Annotated in this window: 19 protein-coding genes; 16 read left to right on the top strand and 3 right to left on the bottom strand. The window is 36.0% G+C overall.

All coding sequences use genetic code 11. The features are described from left to right. The first annotated feature begins 5 nt into the window (after window positions 1–5). The 10 genes from rfbH (at window position 6) to C7390_RS03655 (ending at window position 12,489) form a co-directional block, all read left to right on the top strand. Window positions 6–1,343: a lipopolysaccharide biosynthesis protein RfbH gene (gene rfbH / locus C7390_RS03610; protein WP_116443626.1), complete on the top strand. Its 1,338-nt coding sequence runs from the start codon at window positions 6–8 to the stop codon at window positions 1,341–1,343. A gap of 28 nt (window positions 1,344–1,371) precedes the next feature. Continuing rightward, window positions 1,372–1,878 (top strand): GtrA family protein, encoded by a 507-nt coding sequence (locus C7390_RS03615; protein WP_022502953.1) that lies wholly within the window; start codon window positions 1,372–1,374, stop codon window positions 1,876–1,878. A gap of 29 nt (window positions 1,879–1,907) precedes the next feature. After that, a complete protein-coding gene (locus C7390_RS03620) occupies window positions 1,908–3,419 on the top strand; it encodes an aldolase catalytic domain-containing protein (protein WP_116443627.1) in 1,512 nt (503 codons plus the stop codon). A gap of 25 nt (window positions 3,420–3,444) precedes the next feature. Further along, on the top strand, window positions 3,445–4,095 hold the full coding sequence (locus tag C7390_RS03625; RefSeq protein WP_022502951.1) for an HAD hydrolase-like protein: 651 nt from the start codon (window positions 3,445–3,447) through the stop codon (window positions 4,093–4,095). Window positions 4,096–4,129: 34 nt separating this feature from the next. After that, the gene (locus C7390_RS03630; protein WP_090139435.1) at window positions 4,130–5,947 is read left to right on the top strand and encodes a thiamine pyrophosphate-binding protein; all 1,818 of its coding nucleotides are present in this window, start codon (window positions 4,130–4,132) and stop codon (window positions 5,945–5,947) included. Between the two features lie 115 nt (window positions 5,948–6,062). After that, a complete protein-coding gene (locus C7390_RS03635) occupies window positions 6,063–6,983 on the top strand; it encodes an NAD-dependent epimerase/dehydratase family protein (RefSeq protein ID WP_022502949.1) in 921 nt (306 codons plus the stop codon). A gap of 39 nt (window positions 6,984–7,022) precedes the next feature. Then, window positions 7,023–7,979: a glycosyltransferase family 2 protein gene (locus C7390_RS03640; protein WP_022502948.1), complete on the top strand. Its 957-nt coding sequence runs from the start codon at window positions 7,023–7,025 to the stop codon at window positions 7,977–7,979. Between the two features lie 206 nt (window positions 7,980–8,185). Next, window positions 8,186–9,658 carry a polyphosphate:AMP phosphotransferase gene (gene pap, locus C7390_RS03645; RefSeq protein WP_055175622.1) on the top strand — a complete coding sequence of 491 codons (1,473 nt, stop codon included), beginning with the start codon at window positions 8,186–8,188 and terminating at the stop codon, window positions 9,656–9,658. A gap of 360 nt (window positions 9,659–10,018) precedes the next feature. Then, a complete protein-coding gene (locus tag C7390_RS03650; RefSeq protein ID WP_090139437.1) occupies window positions 10,019–11,239 on the top strand; it encodes an aspartate aminotransferase family protein in 1,221 nt (406 codons plus the stop codon). Between the two features lie 83 nt (window positions 11,240–11,322). Next, window positions 11,323–12,489 carry an iron-containing alcohol dehydrogenase gene (locus tag C7390_RS03655; protein WP_318295549.1) on the top strand — a complete coding sequence of 389 codons (1,167 nt, stop codon included), beginning with the start codon at window positions 11,323–11,325 and terminating at the stop codon, window positions 12,487–12,489. A 146-nt stretch (window positions 12,490–12,635) separates the two neighbouring features. On the opposite strand, the gene C7390_RS03660 is transcribed toward C7390_RS03655, so the two are convergent. The 3 genes from C7390_RS03660 to C7390_RS03670 form a co-directional block, all read right to left on the bottom strand. Further along, window positions 12,636–13,124: an N-acetyltransferase gene (locus C7390_RS03660; protein WP_116443628.1), complete on the bottom strand. Its 489-nt coding sequence runs from the start codon at window positions 13,122–13,124 to the stop codon at window positions 12,636–12,638. 26 nt (window positions 13,125–13,150) lie between these two features. Continuing rightward, on the bottom strand, window positions 13,151–14,245 hold the full coding sequence (locus C7390_RS03665; protein WP_116443629.1) for a PTS transporter subunit IIC: 1,095 nt from the start codon (window positions 14,243–14,245) through the stop codon (window positions 13,151–13,153). Between the two features lie 106 nt (window positions 14,246–14,351). Then, entirely contained in the window at window positions 14,352–15,227 is an 876-nt protein-coding gene (locus tag C7390_RS03670; protein WP_055175613.1) for a LysR family transcriptional regulator, read from the bottom strand. A gap of 309 nt (window positions 15,228–15,536) precedes the next feature. Here C7390_RS03670 and C7390_RS03675 point away from each other — a divergent pair, with 309 nt between their 5' ends. The 6 genes from C7390_RS03675 (at window position 15,537) to C7390_RS03700 (ending at window position 23,754) form a co-directional block, all read left to right on the top strand. Continuing rightward, entirely contained in the window at window positions 15,537–16,802 is a 1,266-nt protein-coding gene (locus tag C7390_RS03675; RefSeq protein WP_022502941.1) for an SLC13 family permease, read from the top strand. Window positions 16,803–16,995: 193 nt separating this feature from the next. Beyond that, a complete protein-coding gene (gene ttdA / locus C7390_RS03680) occupies window positions 16,996–17,895 on the top strand; it encodes a L(+)-tartrate dehydratase subunit alpha (protein WP_022502940.1) in 900 nt (299 codons plus the stop codon). Beyond that, window positions 17,895–18,521: a L(+)-tartrate dehydratase subunit beta gene (gene ttdB, locus C7390_RS03685; RefSeq protein WP_022502939.1), complete on the top strand. Its 627-nt coding sequence runs from the start codon at window positions 17,895–17,897 to the stop codon at window positions 18,519–18,521. Before ttdA ends, ttdB begins: the two co-directional genes overlap by 1 nt. Window positions 18,522–18,811: 290 nt before the next feature. After that, complete coding sequence (locus C7390_RS03690) at window positions 18,812–19,522, top strand: response regulator transcription factor (protein ID WP_116443630.1); 711 nt, start codon at window positions 18,812–18,814, stop codon at window positions 19,520–19,522. Beyond that, window positions 19,507–20,730, top strand: coding sequence for a sensor histidine kinase (locus tag C7390_RS03695; protein WP_116443631.1), 1,224 nt, complete (start codon window positions 19,507–19,509; stop codon window positions 20,728–20,730). Before C7390_RS03690 ends, C7390_RS03695 begins: the two co-directional genes overlap by 16 nt. A gap of 108 nt (window positions 20,731–20,838) precedes the next feature. Then, window positions 20,839–23,754 carry an ABC transporter permease gene (locus tag C7390_RS03700; RefSeq protein ID WP_116443632.1) on the top strand — a complete coding sequence of 972 codons (2,916 nt, stop codon included), beginning with the start codon at window positions 20,839–20,841 and terminating at the stop codon, window positions 23,752–23,754. Window positions 23,755–23,797 lie beyond the last annotated feature (43 nt).

Consider the following 23,797-nt stretch of genomic DNA (forward strand, 5'->3'; position numbering starts at 1 on the left):
AAATAATGTTTGATAATAAGAATGAATTAGAAGCAAGAGAAGAAATTCTTGCAATGGTAGATGAGTACTGCAAGAAGTATCATAACCAGAAACAGTACAAAGAGGGAGACAGAATATCATACGCAAGCCGTGTGTATGACAGCAAGGAAATGATGAATCTTGTTGATTCAGCACTTGAATTCTGGCTTACATCAGGACGTTATACAGATGAGTTTGAAAAGAAGCTCGGTGAATACCTTAATGTAAAGTATGTATCAGTTGTCAACTCAGGTTCATCAGCTAACCTTAACGCATTTATGGCACTTACATCACCACTTCTTGGTGAGAGAAGAATTAACAGAGGTGATGAGATTATCACTGTTGCTGCTGGTTTCCCAACTACAGTTACTCCAGCTATCCAGTATGGTGCAGTTCCTGTATTTGTAGACGTTACAATTCCACAGTACAATATTGATGTAACAAAGCTTGAAGAAGCATATTCAGATAAGACAAAAGCTGTTATGATTGCACATACACTTGGTAATCCATTTGATTTATCAGCAGTTAAGGAATTCTGTGATAAGCACAATCTCTGGTTAGTAGAAGATAACTGTGATGCACTTGGTTCAAAATATACAATTAATGGAGAAGAGAAGTTCACAGGTACAATCGGTGATATAGGAACAAGCAGCTTCTATCCTCCACACCATATGACAATGGGTGAAGGTGGTGCCGTATATACTAACAACCCACTTCTTAACAAGTGTATCCGTTCATTCAGAGACTGGGGACGTGACTGCGTATGTCCTTCTGGTAAGGATAATCTCTGTGGACACAGATTTGATAAGCAGTATGGCGAGCTTCCATTAGGATATGACCATAAGTATGTATATTCACATTTTGGTTATAATCTCAAGGCAACAGATATGCAGACAGCAGTAGGCTGTGCACAGCTTGAGAAGTTCCCTTCATTTGTTGAGAGAAGAAGACATAACTTTGACAGATTAAGAGCAGCACTTGCTGATATTGAAGATAAGGTAATTCTTCCAGTTCCTTGTGATAATTCAAGACCAAGCTGGTTTGGTTTCCTTATTACAGTAAAAGAAGGTCTTGACAGAAAGGCAATCGTAGAATATATCGAAAGCCACGGTGTCCAGACAAGAAACCTCTTTGCTGGTAACCTTATAAAGCACCCTTGCTTTGATGAGATGAGAGCAACAGGAGAAGGCTACAGAGTAGTAGGAACTCTTGACAACACAGACAGAATTATGAGAGATACATTCTGGGTAGGTGTATATCCAGGAATGACAGATGAGATGATTGATTATATGGCTAAGACAATCAAGGAAGCTGTTAATCAGTAATTTATGGTCATAAGGAAAGTACATTAATATGGGTAAGACAATATACGGTTTTATTGAAAAAATTTATATGTTTTTTGTTGAGCTGCTTTTTAAGATTATCAAAAAGGACTTAACAGACAAGAAAAGACAGACATTCAAGGAATTCTTACAGTTTGGATTAGTAGGTGTGTCTAATACAATTATTTCTTATTTACTTTATGTTGTAACACTTTTGCTTGTATCTAAGAGCGGTGTAAAGTTTGATTATATCATTGCGAACATTGTTTCCTGGTTACTTAGTGTTCTTTGGTCATTTTACTGGAATAACAAGTTTGTATTTAAGAAAGAAGAAGGCGAAAAAAGAAATATATGGGCAGCATTATTTAAGACATATGTTTCTTATGGATTTACAGGATTGATTCTTAATAATATATTATCAGTATTGTGGGTATCAGTTCTTCATATAAGCAAAATGTTAGCACCTATTATTAATCTTGTTATAAGTATTCCTATCAACTTCTTTATGAATAAGCTTTGGGCATTTGGCAAAAAGTAATTAACTAATTATGATGGAAGGTAAGTAACTTGGGTAGAATTCAGCTATTAGATTGTACATTACGAGATGGTGGATATGTTAATGACTGGAATTTCGGTCATAATAATTTAATAAGTATATTTGAAAGGCTTGTAAATGCCAGAATTGATATAGTAGAAGTTGGATTTATTGATGAAAGAAGAAAGTTCGACATCAATAGAAGTATCCTTCCTGATACCAGAAGCTTTGAAGAAGTATATGGTAAATGTAACCATAAAGATACTATGGTTGTAGGTATGATAGACTACGGTACTTGTAGTCTGTCTAACCTTCAGCCTTGTAATGAGTCCATATTAGATGGAATAAGGGTAATATTTAAAAAAGATAAAAGAAAAGAAGCTGTTGAATACTGTGCCAAGGTAAAAGCACTTGGTTATAAGGTATTTGTACAGCTTGTTTCAATTACAAGCTATAATGATGAAGAATTGCAGGATTTAATAAAGCTTGCTAATGATATAGAGCCATATGCAGTATCAATGGTTGACACATATGGTCTGTTGCAGAAGGATAGCATTTTGCATTATTTTTATATGCTTGATGAGGGGTTAAAGGAAAATATAAGTCTTGGATATCATTCGCACAATAATTTCCAGAGAGCATTTGCTAATTGTCAGGAAATGCTTCTATGTAATACGAAAAGAGATGTACTTGTAGATGCTACAGTATATGGGATGGGGAAAAGTGCAGGTAATTGTCCGATAGAGCTTCTGGCTATGCACCTTAATGATTATTATAATAAGAATTATGATATAAGCCAGATTTTGGAAGCCTTGAACTGTAATATTATGGATATTTACAGAACTAAGCCTTGGGGCTATAATATGTTCTTTTATATGGCGGCATTTAACAGCTGTCATCCAAGCTATGTTTCATATCTTATGGATAAGGAAAACTTATCAATAAGGCAGATTAATGAAATATTATCTGAACTTGCTAAGAGTGAAGATAAGCAGCTTATGTATGATGAGCAGTTTATAAAGCAGTTATATGATAATTACAAGAAAATAATTACAGATATTTCAGATGAATCATATAATAATTTAAAGAAAGATTTATATAATCAGAATATCATTATAAAAAGTGCTGGGGTTAATCAGGATATTATGGTTAAGCCTGATGTAGATGACAGCAAAGTAACAGTATCAGATGATAACAGAATTTATAAGGGAACGGTAATATGGGTTAACAGTCTTGCTAAAGATATTACGATATCGTTTGACAGTCTGACTGATAAAGGCATAGATGATAAATCAGACCAGCTGGATGAGTATGTATTTATCAGTGACAGTAAAAGCTATGTTAATCTGTCAGCACAGTTATCAGACAGACCAGATACAGTAAAGATTATTACATTAAGTGATGTTACGCCTAATAATGGTGACCATTTTGATTATGTATTTGATAAAGAAGAATTCAAGAATACTACTGGCTCAGATGAAGCTGGTGATAATTCATTATATATATTAAAGTTGATTTTAGGAAAATGCGGTTTTATCATATAAATATCACAAGAAAAAGGAAATAACTATGGGAAAATATGAGATAGCGGTATTTGATGTAGACGGAACACTTCTTGATACAACAGAAGGAGTTCTTGCATCAGTAAAATATACAATAGATAAGATGGGATTTGAGCCATTAAGTGAGGATGTTTTAAAGACATTTATCGGACCACCAATTCAGGACTCATTCGCTAAAGCATATAATCTTAGTGGAGATATATTACAGGACATTGCAACCTGCTTTAGAAACAGATATAAGGATTATGAGCTTCTTAAGGCAGTTCCATATGATGGAATATATGAAGTGTTTGACAAGCTTATGGAAAGAAATGTAAAGCTTGCGGTAGCAACTTATAAAAGACAGGATTATGCTGAGGCAATTTTAAAGCATTTTGGATTTGATAAGTATACTAATATATTATATGGTGCTGACCATAATAATAAGTTAAAAAAGGTTGATATTATCGAGAAATGTATGGTTGACTTAGGAGTTACTGATTATTCTAATGCAGTTATGATTGGTGACAGCAGTCACGATGCTATCGGTGCAGAAAAGATTGGCATGGATTTCATAGGTGTAACCTATGGATTTGATTTCAGGGCACCAGAAGATGTATACAAGTTCAAGGCAGTAGGAGCGGCGGCAATGCCTTTAGACCTGCTTAATTTAATATAAAGATAGAATATTATTAAAAGGATGGATAAACATTATGAGAATGAAAGTTGCAAAATATATATCAGAATTCTTTGTTAAGCAGGGTGTAACCGATATGTTTATGATAACTGGTGGAGCAGCTATGCACCTTAATGATGCATTTGGACATCAGGAAGGCTTAAAGATTACTTATAATCATCACGAACAGGCTTGTACAATTGCTGCAGAAGGTTATACAAGACAGACAGGAAAAATTGCTCCTGTATGTGTAACTGGTGGTCCTGGCGGAACTAATGCAATTACAGGTGTATTCGGTGCATATGTTGATTCTATTCCAATGTTTGTTGTTACCGGACAGGCTAAAAGAGAGACAACAGTATGGTCAACTAACCTTCCGCTTCGTCAGCTTGGTGATCAGGAAGTTAATATTACATCAGCAGTATCTACTATGACTAAGTATGCCAAGATGATTACAGATCCTATGAGTATAAGAAAAGAAGTTGAGAAGGCTTGGTTTCTTATGCTTAATGGACGTCCGGGTCCGGTATGGCTCGATATTCCTGGCGATGTTGCCTCAACATTTATTGAAACAGACGATTTAGAGGGCTTTGACAAGCAGGGTTATATTGATGAGCACTGGGCATCATTTAATCAGGATAATCCGGTATATGATGAACAGTATACTAAGGATGTGCTTGCGAAGATTAAAGAAGCTAAAAGACCTGTAATACTTGCAGGAACAGCTATAAGACACGCTAACCAGCAGAATGAATTCATTAAATGTATAGATAAGCTTGGAATTCCAGTTGTTACAGCGTGGGACGCACACGATATTATATGGGATGAGCACCCATTATATTGTGGAAGACCTGGTACAGTAGGTACAAGGGCAGGTAATTTCATAGTTCAGAACGCAGATTTACTTATTGTATTAGGCTGTAGAATGAATATCCGTATGATAGGATATAATTTTGGCGATTTTGGCAAAAATGCTTATAAGATAGTTGTTGATATAGATGATGCAGAGCTTAATAAGCCAACAGTGAAGGTTGATTATCCTGTTCACGCAGATTTAAGGGATTTCTTCAAGTCTGTTAACGAGGCAGAATATGAGAAGAATAACAGCCATAAGGAATGGGTTGACTGGTGCAGACAATTAGATAAGAAGTATCCAGCCACACTTCCAGAATATTATGAAGATAAAGACGGCTTAAATCCATATGTGTTCACAACAAAGTTATTTGAGGAATTAAATGAAGATGACAGTGTTGTGTGCAGTAATGGTGCGGCGTGTGTTATAACATTTCAGGCGGCTGATATTAAGAAGGGTCAGAGATTATATACTAATTCGGGTTGTGCGGCAATGGGTTATGGACTTCCAGCAGCAGTAGGAGCAAGCGTGTCAGAACCAGATAAGAGAATTATCTGTGTTGAGGGTGATGGAAGCTTTATGATGAATATGCAGGAGTTACAGACTATTGTATACAATAATCTTGATATCAAGATATTCCTTATTAATAATAATGGATATCATTCTATCAGACAGACACAGACTAATCTGTTTAAGGGACAGCCATATGTAGGAATTGGTGGAGGATATGGTCTTAGCACACCAGACTTCTCAAGAGTAATACCAGCTTTTGATATTCCTTATTACAGAATAGACAGACTTGATGGCATTAATGAAACTATAGATGAAGTTATTAACCATAAGGGTCCTGTATTCTGTGAGGTAGTTGTAGACTGGCACCAGAATTTTGCACCAAAGTCAAGTTCAAAGGTACTTCCAGACGGAAAGATAGTATCAGCGGCAGTTGATGATATGGCACCATTCCTTGACAGGGAAGAATATGAAAGCAATCATCTTGCATAACTGTAATTGATAATTTATAATCATTCATTGGGACAGCGTAAATATCAGTAATGATAGTCTTGCTGTCCCATATCAGGATAAATATAGAAACCAGTATATAGAAATGGGGATTTTAATGAAAAGAGCGGTAATTACAGGACCTACAGGTTCTATTGGATTAGCACTGATTAATGAACTTGTATCTAACGGAGTAGAGGTTGTTGCTGTTGTAAGACCGGGTTCAAGACGTGCAGACAGAATTAAGACAAGTGATATGGTAAAGCGTGTTGACTGCGATTTGTCAGAGCTTAATAAACTGCCAGAGCTTATTCGAGAGGGAGCTGATGTGTTCTATCATTTTGGCTGGGACGGAACATTTGGCAACAGCAGAAATAATATGTATGGACAAAATCTTAATGTAAAATATGCACTTGATGCGGTTGAAGCTGCTTTTGCACTTGGCTGTGATACTTTTATAGGTGCTGGTTCACAGGCTGAATATGGCAGATATGAAGGCTCTTTGAATGAGAGTGTTCCTGCATTTCCTGAAAATGGTTATGGGATTGCCAAGTTATGTGCTGGACAGATGACAAGAATTGCCTGTAAGCAGAAGGGAATGCGTCATATATGGACAAGGATACTTAGCATATATGGTCCTTATGATGGTGAGAATACAATGGTTATGAGCACTATTTACAAGCTTCTTAATTCAGAAAAGCCATCTTGTACTAAGGGTGAGCAGATGTGGGATTTCCTTTATTCAAAGGATGCAGCATTAGCAATGAGATTACTTGGTGAGAAAGGTACAGACGGTAGAACATACTGCATAGGAAGCGGTAAAGCAAGACCATTAAAAGAATATATTGATATTATAGGACAAAATGCCAATAAAAATGTCACAATAGGATATGGAGATATTCCATATGGTCCTTTACAGGTAATGTACTTGTGTGCAGATATTACAGCGTTAAGAGAAGACACTGGATTTGAGCCAAGGTATTCTTTTGAAGATGGTATAAAAGAGACAATAGAATGGTGTAGAACACAGAATTTATAATATCTTAGATGTAATAAAGAAGTAAGAATGGAGATTAAGATGAAGAAGATTAGTATTATGGTACCTTGTTATAATGAGGAAGAAAATGTTATACCTCTCAGCGAAGCGTTGATAGAGATGTTTGCAAAGGATCTGCCACAGTATGATTATGACATAACATTTATTGATAACGACTCAACTGATACAACAAGAGTTAAGTTAAGACAGTTATGTGAGGGTAATAAGAAGATTAAGGCAATATTTAATGCTAAGAATTTTGGACAGTTTAATTCTCCATATTATGGTATTATTAATACAGATGGCGATTGTACAATACCAGTATGTGCAGACTTTCAGGACCCTATTGATGTAATTCCAAGACTTGTAGCAGAATGGGAAAAGGGCTATAAGATAGTATGTGCAGTAAAGTCAAGCAGTAAAGAAAGCAAGATAATGTATTTCTTAAGAACCTGTTATTACAAGCTTATTAAAAAAATGTCTTCTGTTGAACAGATAGAGCATTTTACAGGTTTTGGTTTATATGACAAGTCATTTGTACAGGTTATGAGGGATTTGAAAGATCCAATCCCATTTTTAAGAGGTGTTGTTGGAGAATTAGGGTTTAAGAGAACTGAGATTGAGTATACACAGGCACAGAGAAGAGCAGGAAAGACACATAATAATTTCTTTACCCTTTATGATGCTGCAATGTTAAGCTTTACATCATATACTAAGCTTGGATTAAGACTTGCAACATTTGTTGGTGGATTCTTTGGTCTTGTCAGCATAATTGTTGGAATTGTATACCTTGTTCTTAAGCTTGTATACTGGAACAGATTTACAGCTGGGATGGTTCCTCTTATTCTCCTTGTCAGCATATTAGGTTCATTACAGCTTATATTCATAGGTCTTATGGGAGAATATATATTAAGTATGAACCAGCGACTTATGAACAGACCATTAGTTGTTGAGGAAGAAAGATTAAATTTTGATGATGCTGATAAGTCAGATAAGTAATAGCTGATTAACAAGATAAGCAGTATCATCTAAATTACTGGATAAATAGTAAGAATAATATCAGATAATATATTAAATAATTAAGCCACGTCAGAGGAAATGTTCCTGATTACAGGAATAGTTTTGATGTGGCTTTTATACTGTTAATTTGTCTTATATTCTGTTATAATACTTATAAAAAGTGGGTTAGATTGGAGGATTTGATTATGTTAAAAGATTGGAACAAGGTAGAACAGCCAACAGCAGAGGAAGTGGATAAAAGACTTGCCAATGCAAAGAACAGCCTTTTACAACAGCAGATTGCTATGAAAGAAAAGAAGCTTCCAGTAATCGTACTGCTTGAGGGCTGGGGTGCGGCAGGAAAAGGAAGTGTGCTTGGAAAGTTAATTAAGAATATAGATCCACGTTTTTTCAAGGTTGCAGTTATGGACGAACCGACAGAGGAGGAGAAAAGAAAGCCGTTCCTTTACAGACATTTTGTAAAAATTCCAGAGGCAGGAAAGTTCGTGTTTATGGACAGCGGCTGGATGTCAGAGGTTACAAGCCAGAAGTTAAGCGGCGAGCTTTCAGAGGAAGAATATAAGAAGAGGATAGAGAGTATTAAAAGATTTGAACGACAGCTTACGGATAATGGATATCTCCTGCTTAAGTTCTTCTTTAATATTGATAAGAAGGAGCAGAAGAAGCGATTAAAGAAGTTAGTGGAAGATAAGAATACAGCATGGAGAGTAAGTAAGCACGACAGATGGCAGAATAAGCATTATGATGAATGTATGGAAGTGTATGACCAGTTTCTGTGTGATACCAATCATTCGACAGCACCCTGGTATATAGTAGATGCGAAGGATAAGAAGTGGGCACAGTTACAGATACTAGAGACTATAGTACAGGGCATTGACACAGCATTTGCCAACAGTGCACTGTCAGTTCCGCTTCTTCAGAATGCATTCCCATTAAAGCCAATAAGCAGGTTAGATGAGGTTAGCCTTGATAAAAGCCTTACAGATGAGGAATACGAAAGGCTTCTTGACCTTTATCAGAAGCGTTTAAAGGAGCTTCATAATGAATTATATAGAAAGAAGATACCAGTTATAATTGCATATGAAGGCTGGGACGCGGCAGGAAAAGGCGGAAATATCAAGAGAATAACAGAAGCACTTGACCCAAGAGGTTATGAAGTGCACCCAATAGCAAGTCCTGAACCACACGAGAAATCAAGACATTACCTTTGGAGATTCTGGAACCGGCTTCCAAAGACAGGACACGTTGCAATATTTGACAGGACCTGGTATGGACGGGTTATGGTTGAACGTCTTGAGGGTTTTTGCAGTAAGAATGACTGGCAGAGAGCCTATGTTGAGATTAATGAATTTGAGAAAGAACTTTCCGACTGGGGAGCAATTATTGTAAAGTTCTGGGTTCAGATAGATAAGGATACACAGCTTGCCAGATTTAAGGAAAGAGAGAATACACCAGAGAAACGTTGGAAAATCACTGATGAGGACTGGCGTAACAGGGAGAAGTGGGACAGCTATGAGGAAGCCGTTAATGAGATGTTAGAAAAGACTAACACGTCATATGCTCCGTGGCACATACTTGAGTCTAACGATAAGAAGTATGCAAGAATAAAAGCACTTAAGACAGTAATTGAGGCAATTGAAAAGTATGAAGCTAAATAAGAAAAGATTATAACAGGCATATTAATAGCAGTATTAGTATGTATAATAGCAGGAAGTGCAATGTATGTTAATGATTGTTATCACACAGATACAGATAACTGCACAGCATATATACGATTGTATTTCTTGTAAATAATTCACTTTTTGATAGTTAATATAATTAAGTAAAAGTTAATATAATTGTAAGATTATAATGTTGACATACAATATATTGTGTGTTATTTTATCAGTGTTAAATAAATATACGAATTAATTAAAGGCAAAGGCGCCGTTACAACGAAAGTTGTTCGAGCCTTTGCCTTTTTGATTTGTAAAAAACGTATATGTGCCATACCAATGACACAGGAATGGAGGATTATTATGAAGTTAAAGGATACAGGATTGACAGCACAGGATATTAAGGACAAGGTTAACAAGTATATGATTGAAACTTATGAGCGTTTCGATTTTCTTGCTGAAACCGCAAAAGATATGTATCTTTATGATGAGAATAAGACACCATATCTTGACTTTTACGCAGGTATTGCAGTTAATAATGCAGGAAGCTGTAATGAAAAGGTTGTTGCCGCAGTTAAGGATCAGGTTGAGGACATAATGCATACATTTAATTATCCTTATACAATTCCACAGGCATTACTTGCTGAGAAGGTATGTAAGACAATTGGTATGGATAAAATATTTTACCAGAACTCAGGTACAGAGGCCAATGAGGCAATGATTAAGATGGCTCGTAAGTATGGTGTTGAAAAATACGGACCAAACCGTTATCATATAGTAACAGCTAAGGACGGTTTCCACGGAAGAACATTCGGTGCTATGTCTGCAACAGGTCAGCCAGGCAATGCTTGTCAGGTAGGTTTCGGACCTATGACTTATGGATTTTCATATGCACCATACAATGATCTTAAGGCATTTGAAGATGCCTGCACAGAGAATACAATCGCTATAATGATTGAACCTGTACAGGGCGAGGGCGGTGTACACCCGGCAACTAAGGAATTTATGACAGGTCTTAGAAAGTTCTGTGATGAACACGATATGCTTCTTCTTATCGATGAGGTTCAGACAGGCTGGTGCAGAACAGGTGCAGTAATGTCATATATGAATTATGGCATTAAGCCAGATATTGTATCTATGGCAAAAGGTCTTGGCGGTGGTATGCCAATAGGTGCTATATGTGCAACAGAAGAAGTATCAAAGGCATTTACAGCAGGTTCACACGGAACAACATTTGGTGGACATCCTGTATCATGCGCAGCAGCTTTAGCAGAGGTTAATGAGCTTCTTGACAGAAATCTTGCTGACAATGCCAAGAAAATGGGTGATTACTTCAGTGCAAAGTTAGAGAAGCTTCCACACGTTAAGGAAGTAAGACATCAGGGACTTCTTGTTGGTGTGGAATTCGATGATACAATAAGCGGCGTAGATGTAAAGCACGGTTGTTTTGACAGAAAGCTTCTTATAACAGCTATCGGATCACATATAATCCGTATGGTACCACCTCTTATTCTTACAGAGGCAGACTGCGATAAAGCATATGAAATCATCAAGGAAACAGTAGAAAGCCTTAGCACAAAATAGGCACAGATTAATATAACAGCCACAATTATATAATTGTAATTGTGGCTGTTAATAGTAATTACTTGAAAGAATGGAGAATGATAATGGAAAATGTAATTACACAGGAAAGCAATAAAGCTATAGAATTTAATTACTACCTTCCAGTTAATATTGTATTTGGTTCAGGAAAAGTTAATAAGGCCGGCGAACTTGCTAAGCCTTATGGCAAAAAGGCTCTTATTGTAACAGGAAAAAGCAGTGCCAAGAAGTCGGGGCTTTATGATAAGGTTAATGACAGCTTAAAGAAGGCAGGGCTTGAAACAGAGCTTTTTGATAAGGTATCTCAAAATCCCCTTACAACAACAGCCGGTGAAGGAGCAGCTTACGCTAAAGAAAAAGGCTGTGATGTTGTAGTTGCAATAGGCGGCGGAAGCATAATGGACTGTGCTAAGGCAATAGCATTTCTTGCAGTAAATGACGGCGATGTAAGTGATTATATATTTGGAAAGAAGTCAGGTGATAAGGCACTTCCATTAATACTTATACCAACAACATGCGGTACAGGTTCAGAAGGCAACGGATTTGCAGTTCTTACCAATCCTGATAATGGTGATAAAAAGTCACTTAGATGTAATGCAATTGTTGCCAAAGTATCAATTGTAGACCCTGAATGTATGATGACAATGCCTAAATCAGTGCTTGCTTCTGTAGGCTTTGATGCTCTGTGTCATTGTATGGAAGCATATACTTCAAGGATTGCACAGCCATTTACAGATGCACTTAGTCTTTATGCAATAGGGCTTATAGCTGGTAATCTGGTAAATGTATACAGTGATAATGCAGGTAAAGATGGCTGGGAGAAGATAACACTTGCCAGCACAATAGGCGGAATAGTTATTAATACAGCAGGAGTTACTCTTGCACACGGAATGGAACACCCTGCAAGCGGACTTCGTGATATCGTACACGGAAAAGGTCTTGCGGCTCTTACTCCGGCAATTATTGAAGCATCTTATACTGGCAATGAAAGCAAATTTGCTGATATTGCAAAGTTATTTGGCGGTAAGGAAGCTAAGGATCTGGCCTTGAAGATAAGAGAGCTTCTTAAGAGTATTAATCTTAATTGTACACTTTCAGATTTAGGAATAGAAGAAAAGGATATTCCTTGGATGGCAGAGAACTGTATGAAGGTATCTGCTGCAAGTGTTGCGAATAATCCAGTTGTATTCACGCAGGAACAGATAGCAGATATTTATAAGAAAGCATTATAAGGATATTACAATAAATAATATTGAGTATGTAATCTAAACGGATATTGTACAGCTATAACTGGATAGAATTTGTTATCCCCCACCGGTACAAAAGCTTATAGGTGGGGGATTTCTTATTTTTCTAATTTTATTGTTTTCTTGTATTATTATATTAATTCATAAGCGATTCTTTCAGAACCGTCTTTAACATATATAATTCCACACTTTTTAAAGCCATTTTTCTCTATAACGTGCTGCATAATTTTATTGTCGTGGTGAGTATCTATTCTTAAGTGAGGTATCTGGTCCTTGCAGTAATTAACAGCAATTTCAAGTACGCCGTGAATAGTTCCGTCACCAGCAATTCTGTGAATTGTGCCGTAAGGTTCATCAGACAGCCAGTGTCCATTGTCAATTACCTGATAAGTGGAATCATCACCAATATGGAAATAAAATACTGCGTGAACCTCGCCATCTGTTTCAATTACATACATTTCTTGCTTTGCAATGTCATTGTCGATTGTTTCCTCAGAAGGATTGTTATTCTTCCACTGGTTAGGATTGCCGTGTTCAGCCATAAATTGTCTTGCGTAAGCGTAGATTTCCATAATGCGTGTTTTATCATTGACCGTAGCTTTTCTTATAGTTGTCAGCATAGTTAAACCTCATTTCCTGTATTATTTTATGAAAGTTTCATATCGCCATCTTTTACCCAGCCTAATTTCTTTAAGAACATATTAATAAGTGGACATATAACTGCTGGAAGTACGAATGATATAAGTATAAGTCCAGCCCAGTCCATAGCGGTAATAGAGGCTTTAGTCCCTGCTGCCACATCATTTACCCAGCCGGAATATACACCAATCTGTCCGACAAGACCACAAGTTCCCATACCGGAAGATACGGCAGTTCCATTCATATTAAGCTTGAAGATACAGGTTGCAAGAGGTCCGGTAATTGCTGATGTTATAATAGGGGCTATCCATATTTTAGGATTCTTGATTATGTTGCCCATCTGTAACATAGAAGTTCCTATTCCCTGCGATACAAGTCCGCCCCAGCGGTTTTCCTTAAATGACATTACAGCAAAGCCAACCATCTGTGCACAACATCCAGCCACGGCAGCACCGCCTGCAAGACCAGTAAGTCCAAATGCGGCACATATTGCAGCAGATGATATTGGAAGTGTAAGTGCAATACCGACTAATACTGATACAGCAATACCCATAAGGAAAGGCTGTAAGTTAGTTGCAAGCATTATAAGTTCGCCGATTTTCATTGCAGCTTTTCCAAGGGCAGGTGCAATAAGTGCGGCAACGCCTATTCCAACACCTATAGTTATTAGAGGTGTTACAAGTATATCTACTTTGGTTTCCTTTGAAATCATCTTGCCAGCCTCGGCGGCAATAATTGCTACAAAATATACAGCCAGAGGTCCGCCGGCACCGCCAAGTGCATTGGAGGCAAAACCAACTGTTATAAGCGAGAACAGTACAAGAGGTGGGCATTTGAGTGCATAACCGATTGCAACAGCCATAGCAGGACCACTCATAGCAGAGGCAAGTCCTCCGACAGTATAACTAACGCCGCTTACAGTAGCAACAGTGTCTGTAAGGAAGCCAAGATGAAGCTGTGTACCGAGCGTATTAAGTATTGTTCCGATAAGAAGAGAGCAGAACAGACCCTGTGCCATAGCACCAAGTGCATCAATTCCGTATCTTTTTACAGATACTTCAATGTCTTTTTTCTTTAGAAATGCTTTTAATTTGTCTTTCATTGATTAACTCCTTGTTATTTTATATTTGTATTTTTAATAATACTAATAAGTGATTAATTATATAAAATAATAACTATATAATTCATGCCATATAAATTTATTGTATTTAATTACTATATTTATTAATAATATAAGTTATAAACTTCTCCGCACTGTCGGTTGTATAACTGCCTTTTTTCCATACTATGCCTATATTCTGGTTAATAACAGGACTTATAGGAATTCCTGTAGTACCAGAAAGATTTTTTTGCAGTGATGAATAAAGAAATGCACCACCAAGATTATTACATATAAAGTTCCTTATTGTATATAGCTGGCTTGCATGAAGAATGACATTCGGATTCACTCCAGCCCGCTTAAATGCGGTATCAAGTGTTTCATTCTGTACGGAGTCAGTATTATACATAATAAGAGGTTCGTTCTTAATCATCTCAATTGTCACCTCGTGGCATTTGGCAAGCGGGTGGCTTTTGGACACACAGAATACTATTTTGTCATTCATAACAGTGAAAGAATTAAGTTTGTCTATCTCATAAAAGTGCATATTAACAAGGGCAAGGTCAAGCTTGCCTTCCTGAACCATATTAGCAGCCCTTATAGAACCATATTCAAATAATTCAAATGATATATCTGGATATAATTCTTTAAAATCTGTTATTAACTGCGGAAAGAATATTGTGCTTAATAGCGGTGGTATTCCAATCTTTACAGTTGCTTTGCACTGTCCTAAGTCGTATAGCTGTTCTAAAGTATTATTATATTGTTCTAAAAGCACAACTGCCTTCTGGTAGAATAATTCCCCTTCTTTAGTAAGGGTTAAATGGTTCTTGGTCCTGTTAAACAGATTAATGGAAAACTCTTTCTCTAATTCTTTGATTGCACTTGATATGGCAGGCTGAGTCACATAAAGCTCAGCTGCTGCCTTTGTTATGCTGTGAAGTCTTGTAACAGCACAGAAATATTGTAACTGTACGATTTTCATAGAATTTTGCTCCTGTTAAATGTATTAATAAGCTCATATAGCTCATATAAGGTAATATTTATTTATAGTGTATACAGAACACATTTGTTAAGTATATATAAAATTATAATTAATTTGTTAAATATTATAGCATATATTTGGTGGTTTTGTCTAAAATTGGTTAAAAGTTATAAATTTTACTTATGAAAGTATTTCTTTTTGTAAATTTACAACAAGAAAATGTCTTTATATAATAAAATCAAGCAAAGGAAATAGAAAAGCCGGTAATAATATTTCTTAAGTAAATATATAGTAAATGGAGGAATTTTGATGAGTCACGCAACAATAACGTTAATATTTTTGTTGTTTGCAATCATAATGTTCATATGGGAGAAACTTCCACTTGGAGTAACATCAATGATAGTCTGCGTGGGGCTGGTTATCACAGGGGTTCTTGATTGGAAAACAGCTTTTTCAGGATTTATAGACAGTAATGTAATATTATTTGTAGCAATGTTTATAGTAGGTGGAGCATTATTTGAAACAGGAATGGCTAATAAGATAGGTGGAGTTGTAACACATTTTGCTAAGTCAGAGAAACAGCTCATAATTGCAATTATGGTAATTGTAGGTGTTATGAGCGGGGTGTTATCAAACACTGGAACAGCAGCAGTTCTTATTCCGGTAGTAATCGGAATAGCAGCAAAGTCAGGTTATTCAAGGTCTAAACTTTTAATGCCGCTTGTATTTGCAGCTGCTATGGGAGGTAATCTCTCACTTATAGGTGCACCGGGTAATCTTATCGCACAGTCAACTATGCAGGAGATTGGCAAGTCGTTTGGATTTTTCGATTATGCCAAGGTAGGCGTTCCAATATTAATAGCTGGAATAATATTCTTCGCATTAGTAGGATACAAATTATTACCAGATACAAAGCCAAGTGAGGACTCAGGTTATGGTAATAAGACAGATTTCAGTGATGTTCAAAAATGGAAGCAGTGGTTATCGCTTATAATACTTATCCTTACATTACTGGGGATGATATTTGAGGACAAGATTGGAATAAAGCTTTGCATAACAGGATGTATCGGAGCTTTAGCATTGATAGTAACTGGTGTAATATCAGAAAAGCAGGCATTAAAGTCAATTGATTTAAAGACAATATTCTTATTCGGTGGAACACTTTCATTAGCATCTGCACTTTCCAAATCAGGTGCAGGTGAGATGATAGCCAATAAGGTAATAGGACTTTTAGGAGATAATCCATCGCCATACCTTTTAACATTTGTAGTATTTATGCTCTGCTGTGTATTAACTAACTTTATGAGTAACACAGCAACAACAGCACTTATGGCTCCTATATGTTTATCAATTGCCACAGGAATAGGTGCTGACCCAAGTGCAGTGCTTATGGCTTGTGTAATCGGCGGCTCTTGTGCATATGCAACACCTATTGGAATGCCAGCTAACACAATGGTAATAGGTGCAGGAGGTTATACATTTAAAGATTATGCCAAGGCAGGAATACCACTTATAGTAGTATCAACAATAGTAAGTATGATATTACTCCCAATTATGTATCCATTCTTCCCTTAAGCTTAGCAGACTAAGCCAGATATTAAACAGATTAAGCCAGGTATTAAGCAGGCTAATCCAGATGTTAAGCAAATTAAGCTGAGTATAATAATCAGGCTTAAAACAAGAGAAGATTGATAAATAAAACATAAAAGATAAAACAGACTAATTAAACTAACAAAATATTTTACAGGAATTTGAAGGAGGAATTAATATGTCAAAAGAAGCACAGGTAAAACAGCTTACAGATTATATGGCAAAGTTTATTGCCTATACAGCTAAGAAATTACCAGATGATGTAATTGCGAAGCTTGAGGAGTTAAGAGATAAGGAAGATAGTCCATTATCGAAGACAATCTACAATACAATGTTTGAGAATCAGAAGTTAGCAGTAGAGCTTAACCGCCCAAGCTGTCAGGATACAGGTGTATTACAGTTCTGGGTAAAATGTGGAACTAAGTTCCCACTTATTGATGAACTTGAGGGACTTCTTAAAGAAGCAGTTGTACAGGCAACATTTGAAGCACCATTAAGACATAACAGTGTAGAAACATTTGATGAATATAACACAGGTAAGAATGTTGGTAAGGGAACACCTACAGTATTCTGGGATATTGTTCCTAACAGTGACCAGTGCGAAATCTATACATATATGGCTGGCGGCGGCTGTACACTTCCAGGCAAGGCTATGGTACTTATGCCAGGTGAAGGTTACGAGGGCGTTACTAAATTCGTATTAGATGTAATGACAAGCTATGGACTTAATGCATGTCCTCCACTTTTAGTTGGTGTTGGTGTTGCAACTTCTGTAGAAACAGCAGCATTACTTTCAAAGAAAGCACTTATGAGACCAATTGGCTCACATAATGACAATGAGAGAGCTGCCAAAATGGAAAGACTTCTTGAAGATGGAATTAACTCTATAGGCTTAGGACCTCAGGGTATGGGCGGAAAATATTCTGTTATGGGTGTTAATATTGAAAATACAGCCCGCCACCCATCAGCAATAGGTGTAGCCGTTAATGTTGGCTGCTGGAGCCATAGAAGAGGCCATATTATCTTTGATAAAGACCTTAATTATACAATTACAACACATTCGGAGGTGACTTTATAATGGTAGAGATGAGAAATGGTAAAAAGGTACTTATTACTCCTGTATCAGCAGAGGATTTAAAGGATATTAAAGTTGGTGACATCGTATATCTTGATGGCAGTATGACAACCTGCCGTGATGTTGCACACAGAAGATTGGTGGAAGAAGGAAGAGAACTTCCTGTAGATGTAAGAAATAATGCTATATTCCACGCAGGTCCAATTATCAGACCATTAGAGAATGACAAGTTCGAGATGGTATCTGTAGGACCAACAACAAGTATGAGAATGGAGAAGTTCGAGTACGAATTTGTTAAGCTTACAGGAGTAAGAGTTATTATTGGAAAAGGAGGTATGAAAGAGAACACAGAGAGAGCCTGCAAAGAATTCGGTGCTATTCATTGTGTATTTCCAGCAGGAAATGCAGTTGTGGCAGCTACAGAAGTAGAAGAAATTGTAAGAGCAGAATGGCGTGACTTAGGAATGCCTGAAACACTCTGGAACTGCCGGGTTAAGGAATTTGGCCCACTTATCGTATCAATAGATACACAGGGCAACAATATGTTCGAGGAGAACAAAGTTATATTCAACCAGAAAAAGGATAAAGCTATAGAGGAAATCTCTAAGCAGGTTGGATTTATTAAATAATTAAAATGCTAATGCAAACAACTAAACGTTAGCATAGACTGACATTACATTAAACCAAACCTAATATTTTAACAAGCAAAGGGCTGCCGCATAATAATATTGGAATAGCTTCCTGTATACATAAGTAGGAAGAAGTTCAATTTAGTGCGGCAGTCCTTGTTTAATATAAGCTGATAACTGAAGGTGAAACAGTCTTTGACGGTTAAGTATGTGCCTGATAAGTAATATAGACATTTATAAATAATCTTGATAAGATACAAAGAAAACATTACTGGAAAGGTTAAGGGATAATGGCAGTAATAAATATATTAGAAGATGATGAAGTTATAAGAGGACAGTTATCACAGCTTCTGCGTGATAAAGGGTATGAGGTTATAGAAAGTGCTGATATCAGTAGTTTTAATAAAATTGATAGTGAGAATACAGACTTATACCTTTTAGATGTGTATTTACCAGACGGAGATGGATTTAGTGTATGCGAAAAGCTTCGCAGTGAAGGCTGTGTGACACCGGTTATATTCTTAACTTCGTGCGATGATGAGGACAGCATAACAAAAGGACTTGATATAGGTGGTGACGATTATATAACGAAACCTTTCAGGGTATCTGAGCTTTTATCAAGAATAAGTGCCAACTTAAGAAGACAGGCTATGCTTGATAAGAGTATTTCCAATATGGATAAAAGCAATTCTAATATATATACATTAGGTTCACTTGTTATAAATTTTGATAATCTTACAATAAAGAAAGCTGGGAAGGATATACAGTTATCACCTACAGAATTTGCATTATTAGAGATACTTGTATGTAACCGCTGCCTTATTGTGAGAAGAGAAGTATTTTTTCAGAAATTATGGGACAGGACGGGAACATTTGTTGAGGATAATACTTTGACAGTAACAGTGAGCAGGTTAAAGACCAAGCTTGGGAAAATGGATAATTCGGACAAGAATTATATAGATACTATAAGGGGAGTGGGATACAGATGGAGAGAGCGATAAAAAAGAGATTATATGTGTATACAATAGGTATGTTTCTTGCAACTGTGGTAGTAGTATCAGTTATCACAATATATTATGAATACAGGGTAAGATATATGGCAACAACCCTGTATGGTGTCAATAAAGAAGCAGGCAAACAGCTTCTGTACATATTATTTTATGGAAGACAAGGTCACACGGGCACAGCAGATTATTCGGCTATATTGCAGGAGGCAGGTTATACAAGAAATGGTGCGTGGTATATGTTCTTATATGGCGGAGAATATATTCCATTTGCTGTAATTATTGGAATTATGGTTATACTGCTTACCTTTGCAATATATAATATTGTAAAAATCGGACATAATGATGTGTATTCATATATGAATAAATTAAAGGAAGATAATGAGAACATATCAAAAGAACTTGGTGCGTACAGAACATATATGGAGAAGCGTAACAGACAGTTACAGGATTTTACAGAAAATATAGCACATCAGATAAAGACACCGCTTACAGCGTTAAGCCTGTCGCTTGATATGATGGAGGAACAGCTTAACGTCAATATGTCACAGTTACAGATTAATTCCGATATATCAGGGGAAAAGTCAGAAGTGGAGACTGGAAAAGGGTTTACAGATACAGGTCTGTCCAATAATGAAAAGCTTATTAATAATCTGAATGAATGTTTCAGGCAGACATACAGGATAAGGGATTTTATCACAAGGCTGTTGAAATTAAGCCGAATGGAGTCGGGGAAGATTGTATTAACAGAAGATGATATTAATGTTAATGAATTTATTAATGAAGTCATATCAGAAGTGCCTGTTGTTAATAATTGTAATATAACTTCATATTGTAATGATGAATATTACTTTATTAATGCAGATGAGGAGTGGCTGTTGGAAGCATTTATTAATATAGTACAGAATTGCAGTGAAGAAGCAGAAAATGTGGATATAAATGCCGTATGCAATGCTGATAAGTGCATTATAACAATAAAAGATGATGGAAATGGAATTGCTAAGGATAAGCTTGATAATATATTTAACAGGTTCGAGAGTGGAAAAAGCTATAATTCCCTGCATACAGGAATAGGCCTTAATCTTTCAAAGCTTATAATTGAGGCACATCACGGAAGCGTAAGTGTCAATAATAATGAAGACGGCAGGGGAGTAAGCTTCAGGATAATTATACCTAAATATAATATGAAAAGAAAAGCAAAATAATAACTATACCAATATAATAACGATTGTAAGATTGCTGTAAGATTCATAGGGTATTCTAGTTATAACCTAAAAGAAAGGAGTGGCTGGTATTAATATCAGAGTAATGACGTGAATATTCTAAAAATAACATTTAAAAGCGTAAAAAGAAGATACAGGCAGATTATAAGAGCTGCACTTACAACATTATTTGCAGTATTTTTTGTAACAGCAGTTCTTATATTTCAGGAAAATATGTATCAGTGGCAGATGCAGTCCAATAAAGACAGATTTGGCGACTGGTTTATTATGGATATAGGAAGCAGGCAGCCAGATAGTAATCTTACAGACCACATTTATATTGAACAGCCGGTAAAGGTGTCAAGAAGCGTTAATGTTCTTAACGATGACTGGCAGAGTACAGGCTTTTATGTAGGAAGCTTTTCATCAGAGTTTCTTGCACAGTCACATATAAAGCTTGATGAAGGAAGACAGCCAGAAAATAGTGGTGAGATAGCAATGGACTGGAACACCCTTCTGACACTCGGTTATAACGGTGAGATTGGTGAGAGCATTAATCTTAAATATTGTGACAATAACAGCATAGGCAACAAAGAGAAAAGAAACACAAAGACTTATACACTTGTTGGTATATACAGAAATTATACTAATATATGGAATAATGGAAAGCAGATACCATCGGTAGTTGTAGTGGACAGTGAATTATCACAATTTAATTATGATACACGTTCGGTTTTCTTATATCCTATAAAGCCTTCAATAAAGACTGATGACTACAAAGCAGTATTTGACTCTATAAAGGAAAAGACATCAAAGAGTTATACATACAATTCAGGTGTATATGATTATAAGCCTTGGGGTTCAACAAGCATATATATTTATATGTATTTAATAGTTATGGCAATAGGAATAACAGCACTTTCTTACCAGCTTATTGAGTATAAGAATACAAGAAAGGCATCTTATAAGAAATATGCTTCCTTAGGTGCAGACAGTTCACAGCTTAGAAGAATGTATATTATTGAAAATGCTTTGATAATAGTTCCAGCAGCATTGATAGGAATAATTACAGCATTTTTGGCTGGAGGAATTGTAGGAGGCATACTTGAAGGAAAGGCAGGATTTTCATTTTATACAATTAATGTTTCTATTGTGTTAAAAAGTATTGCTTCTGTTGTAATAGCAGTTGTAGTTGAGGAGATAGTAGGACTGTTATCTAATGTTATGGATACAGTTAAAGAGAAGCGTCTTAAGGCAGGAAGCAAAAAGCAGATAGTTAATATTGAGGTTCGTAATAAGAATACATCAGGCAGAAAATCCAACCTTAAGGTATCTAATGTAAGCCGTGTAATTACAAGCAGGCTTATGAAGCGTGATGGTGTAGGAATGATAATAGGTGTAAGATTATTTTCACTGTTTATCTGTGTTGTACTTGTATTCAGTGTTTTGAAGATAACTACATCATTTGATAAATATAAGAAAAATAATTCACTTCCTGATATATATGGATATCTGGACGTACCATCATCTAATTATAGAACTGATATGATATATATATCTTACCTTAAAGATTTTGATAACTATCCAGCTAAGTCGTTAAATATGGACGAATTTACACAGGTTGATCTTATCAATAAAGAATACAACAGCAGGAACAGATATAATATTCCGTATGATGAATTACGCCAGTTGATATTAGACAATGGTATGACAGCATTATTTACATCTATACCATATAATTCACCAGATAGAATTATAAAGTCTAATTGTGCAATAATGAATTCGCCTTTGGCTAAAGATGGTAATAATAGCCTTATAGAAGGTGTGTCATCTGATGTTATAGATGGTTTAAATGAAATACCGGGTATAGTTTCAATTGATTATTCTATATTTGAGTCAGAAAGAACGTGGTACTGGGATAACCAGGACTATCATAAGATGGGAATTGACAAGATTATAGCTGCACAGAAGGCTTCATCTATAGCTAAAACTATGAAAGATCCGACTTATGGAAGCCGGTATTTATTTGCGACAGAATATGTAAATCCAACAAAGCAAATATATGATATAGCCAGCAAATATATTGATAAATCCAATATTAATTATGATGACTTTGCAAGTGGAAAACAGGTTATAGTATTTATACAGGATAACTGTGAGGGTGATTATGATGATACATTAAAAGCTGGTGATACATTATATTATAATTATTATAATGTTCCATTTGGACAGTGTAATAAAGGAGGGTATATTACATCAAGCAATGCAGTATATCCATATGATATTCCATTTTTCAATAAATATAATAATAGTGGAAAAATAGATTTACAGGTAGAACTGAAAGATGACGATAATCCTAATACAGCAAGTACAACATATAGTTTCACACAGACTGATTTAGAGGTAGAAACGATGTTTGGTGCCTGTGTAGCACCTCAGGTGGCAGCAGTTATTAAAGTTACAGATGAAGTTAAGGAAGATTTTAATGGTATAATGCCAGATTATGGTTATTATACAGCACTTGCAAGTACGCAACTTGCTAAGCAGGTGGTTGATAACCAGAAAGATCTTATGCTAAGAATTACGGGAGAAGGACTGACAGACGGAATAGATTTTGAATTACAGTATAATCAGATAAAGATAGATTACGACCTGTCATCAACATTTTCTGCTACTAACAACAAAGTTGCACTTTATCTTAAGAGTAATAATATAACTTATAAGTCAAATGTTGACAGCAAGAATGTATATAGAACGCAGCTTGTCAATAATATACTGCAATATGGAATAACTATAATGGCGGTAATAATTATCCAGCTTCTTATAATGGCAATAATTATAAGAAACAGGATAGAAAGCAGACACGGCAAGTTCATTCTCTTTAGAAAAATGGGGATGACAAGAGGGAAATTACTTGGAATATGTATGTGTGAAGCACTTAGGGAATCACTGTGGTGCATAGTAACACTTCCGCTTATGCTTATATTGGAAGTGCTGATATATTCAAGTAATATAAGGAAATTATAGTTATATAGGCACAGGCAGCTTATAAATATATATTTGATTAGGT

It is taken from the genome of Bacteroides galacturonicus (assembly GCF_003096855.1).
In the GTDB taxonomy this organism is placed as follows: Bacteria; Bacillota; Clostridia; order Lachnospirales; family Lachnospiraceae; genus Lachnospira; species Lachnospira rogosae.

Coding starts and splice junctions, on each gene's coding strand:
- C7390_RS03640 (WP_022502948.1), top strand. CDS start 7,023: ATGAAGAAGATTAGTATTATGGTACCTTGTTATAATGAGGAAGAAAAT.
- C7390_RS03665 (WP_116443629.1), bottom strand. CDS start 14,245: ATGAAAGACAAATTAAAAGCATTTCTAAAGAAAAAAGACATTGAAGTA.
- C7390_RS03675 (WP_022502941.1), top strand. CDS start 15,537: ATGAGTCACGCAACAATAACGTTAATATTTTTGTTGTTTGCAATCATA.
- C7390_RS03630 (WP_090139435.1), top strand. CDS start 4,130: ATGAGAATGAAAGTTGCAAAATATATATCAGAATTCTTTGTTAAGCAG.
- C7390_RS03660 (WP_116443628.1), bottom strand. CDS start 13,124: ATGCTGACAACTATAAGAAAAGCTACGGTCAATGATAAAACACGCATT.
- ttdB (WP_022502939.1), top strand. CDS start 17,895: ATGGTAGAGATGAGAAATGGTAAAAAGGTACTTATTACTCCTGTATCA.
- C7390_RS03655 (WP_318295549.1), top strand. CDS start 11,323: ATGGAAAATGTAATTACACAGGAAAGCAATAAAGCTATAGAATTTAAT.
- C7390_RS03670 (WP_055175613.1), bottom strand. CDS start 15,227: ATGAAAATCGTACAGTTACAATATTTCTGTGCTGTTACAAGACTTCAC.
- C7390_RS03695 (WP_116443631.1), top strand. CDS start 19,507: ATGGAGAGAGCGATAAAAAAGAGATTATATGTGTATACAATAGGTATG.
- C7390_RS03650 (WP_090139437.1), top strand. CDS start 10,019: ATGAAGTTAAAGGATACAGGATTGACAGCACAGGATATTAAGGACAAG.
- ttdA (WP_022502940.1), top strand. CDS start 16,996: ATGTCAAAAGAAGCACAGGTAAAACAGCTTACAGATTATATGGCAAAG.
- C7390_RS03690 (WP_116443630.1), top strand. CDS start 18,812: ATGGCAGTAATAAATATATTAGAAGATGATGAAGTTATAAGAGGACAG.
- C7390_RS03615 (WP_022502953.1), top strand. CDS start 1,372: ATGGGTAAGACAATATACGGTTTTATTGAAAAAATTTATATGTTTTTT.
- C7390_RS03625 (WP_022502951.1), top strand. CDS start 3,445: ATGGGAAAATATGAGATAGCGGTATTTGATGTAGACGGAACACTTCTT.
- rfbH (WP_116443626.1), top strand. CDS start 6: ATGTTTGATAATAAGAATGAATTAGAAGCAAGAGAAGAAATTCTTGCA.
- C7390_RS03635 (WP_022502949.1), top strand. CDS start 6,063: ATGAAAAGAGCGGTAATTACAGGACCTACAGGTTCTATTGGATTAGCA.
- pap (WP_055175622.1), top strand. CDS start 8,186: ATGTTAAAAGATTGGAACAAGGTAGAACAGCCAACAGCAGAGGAAGTG.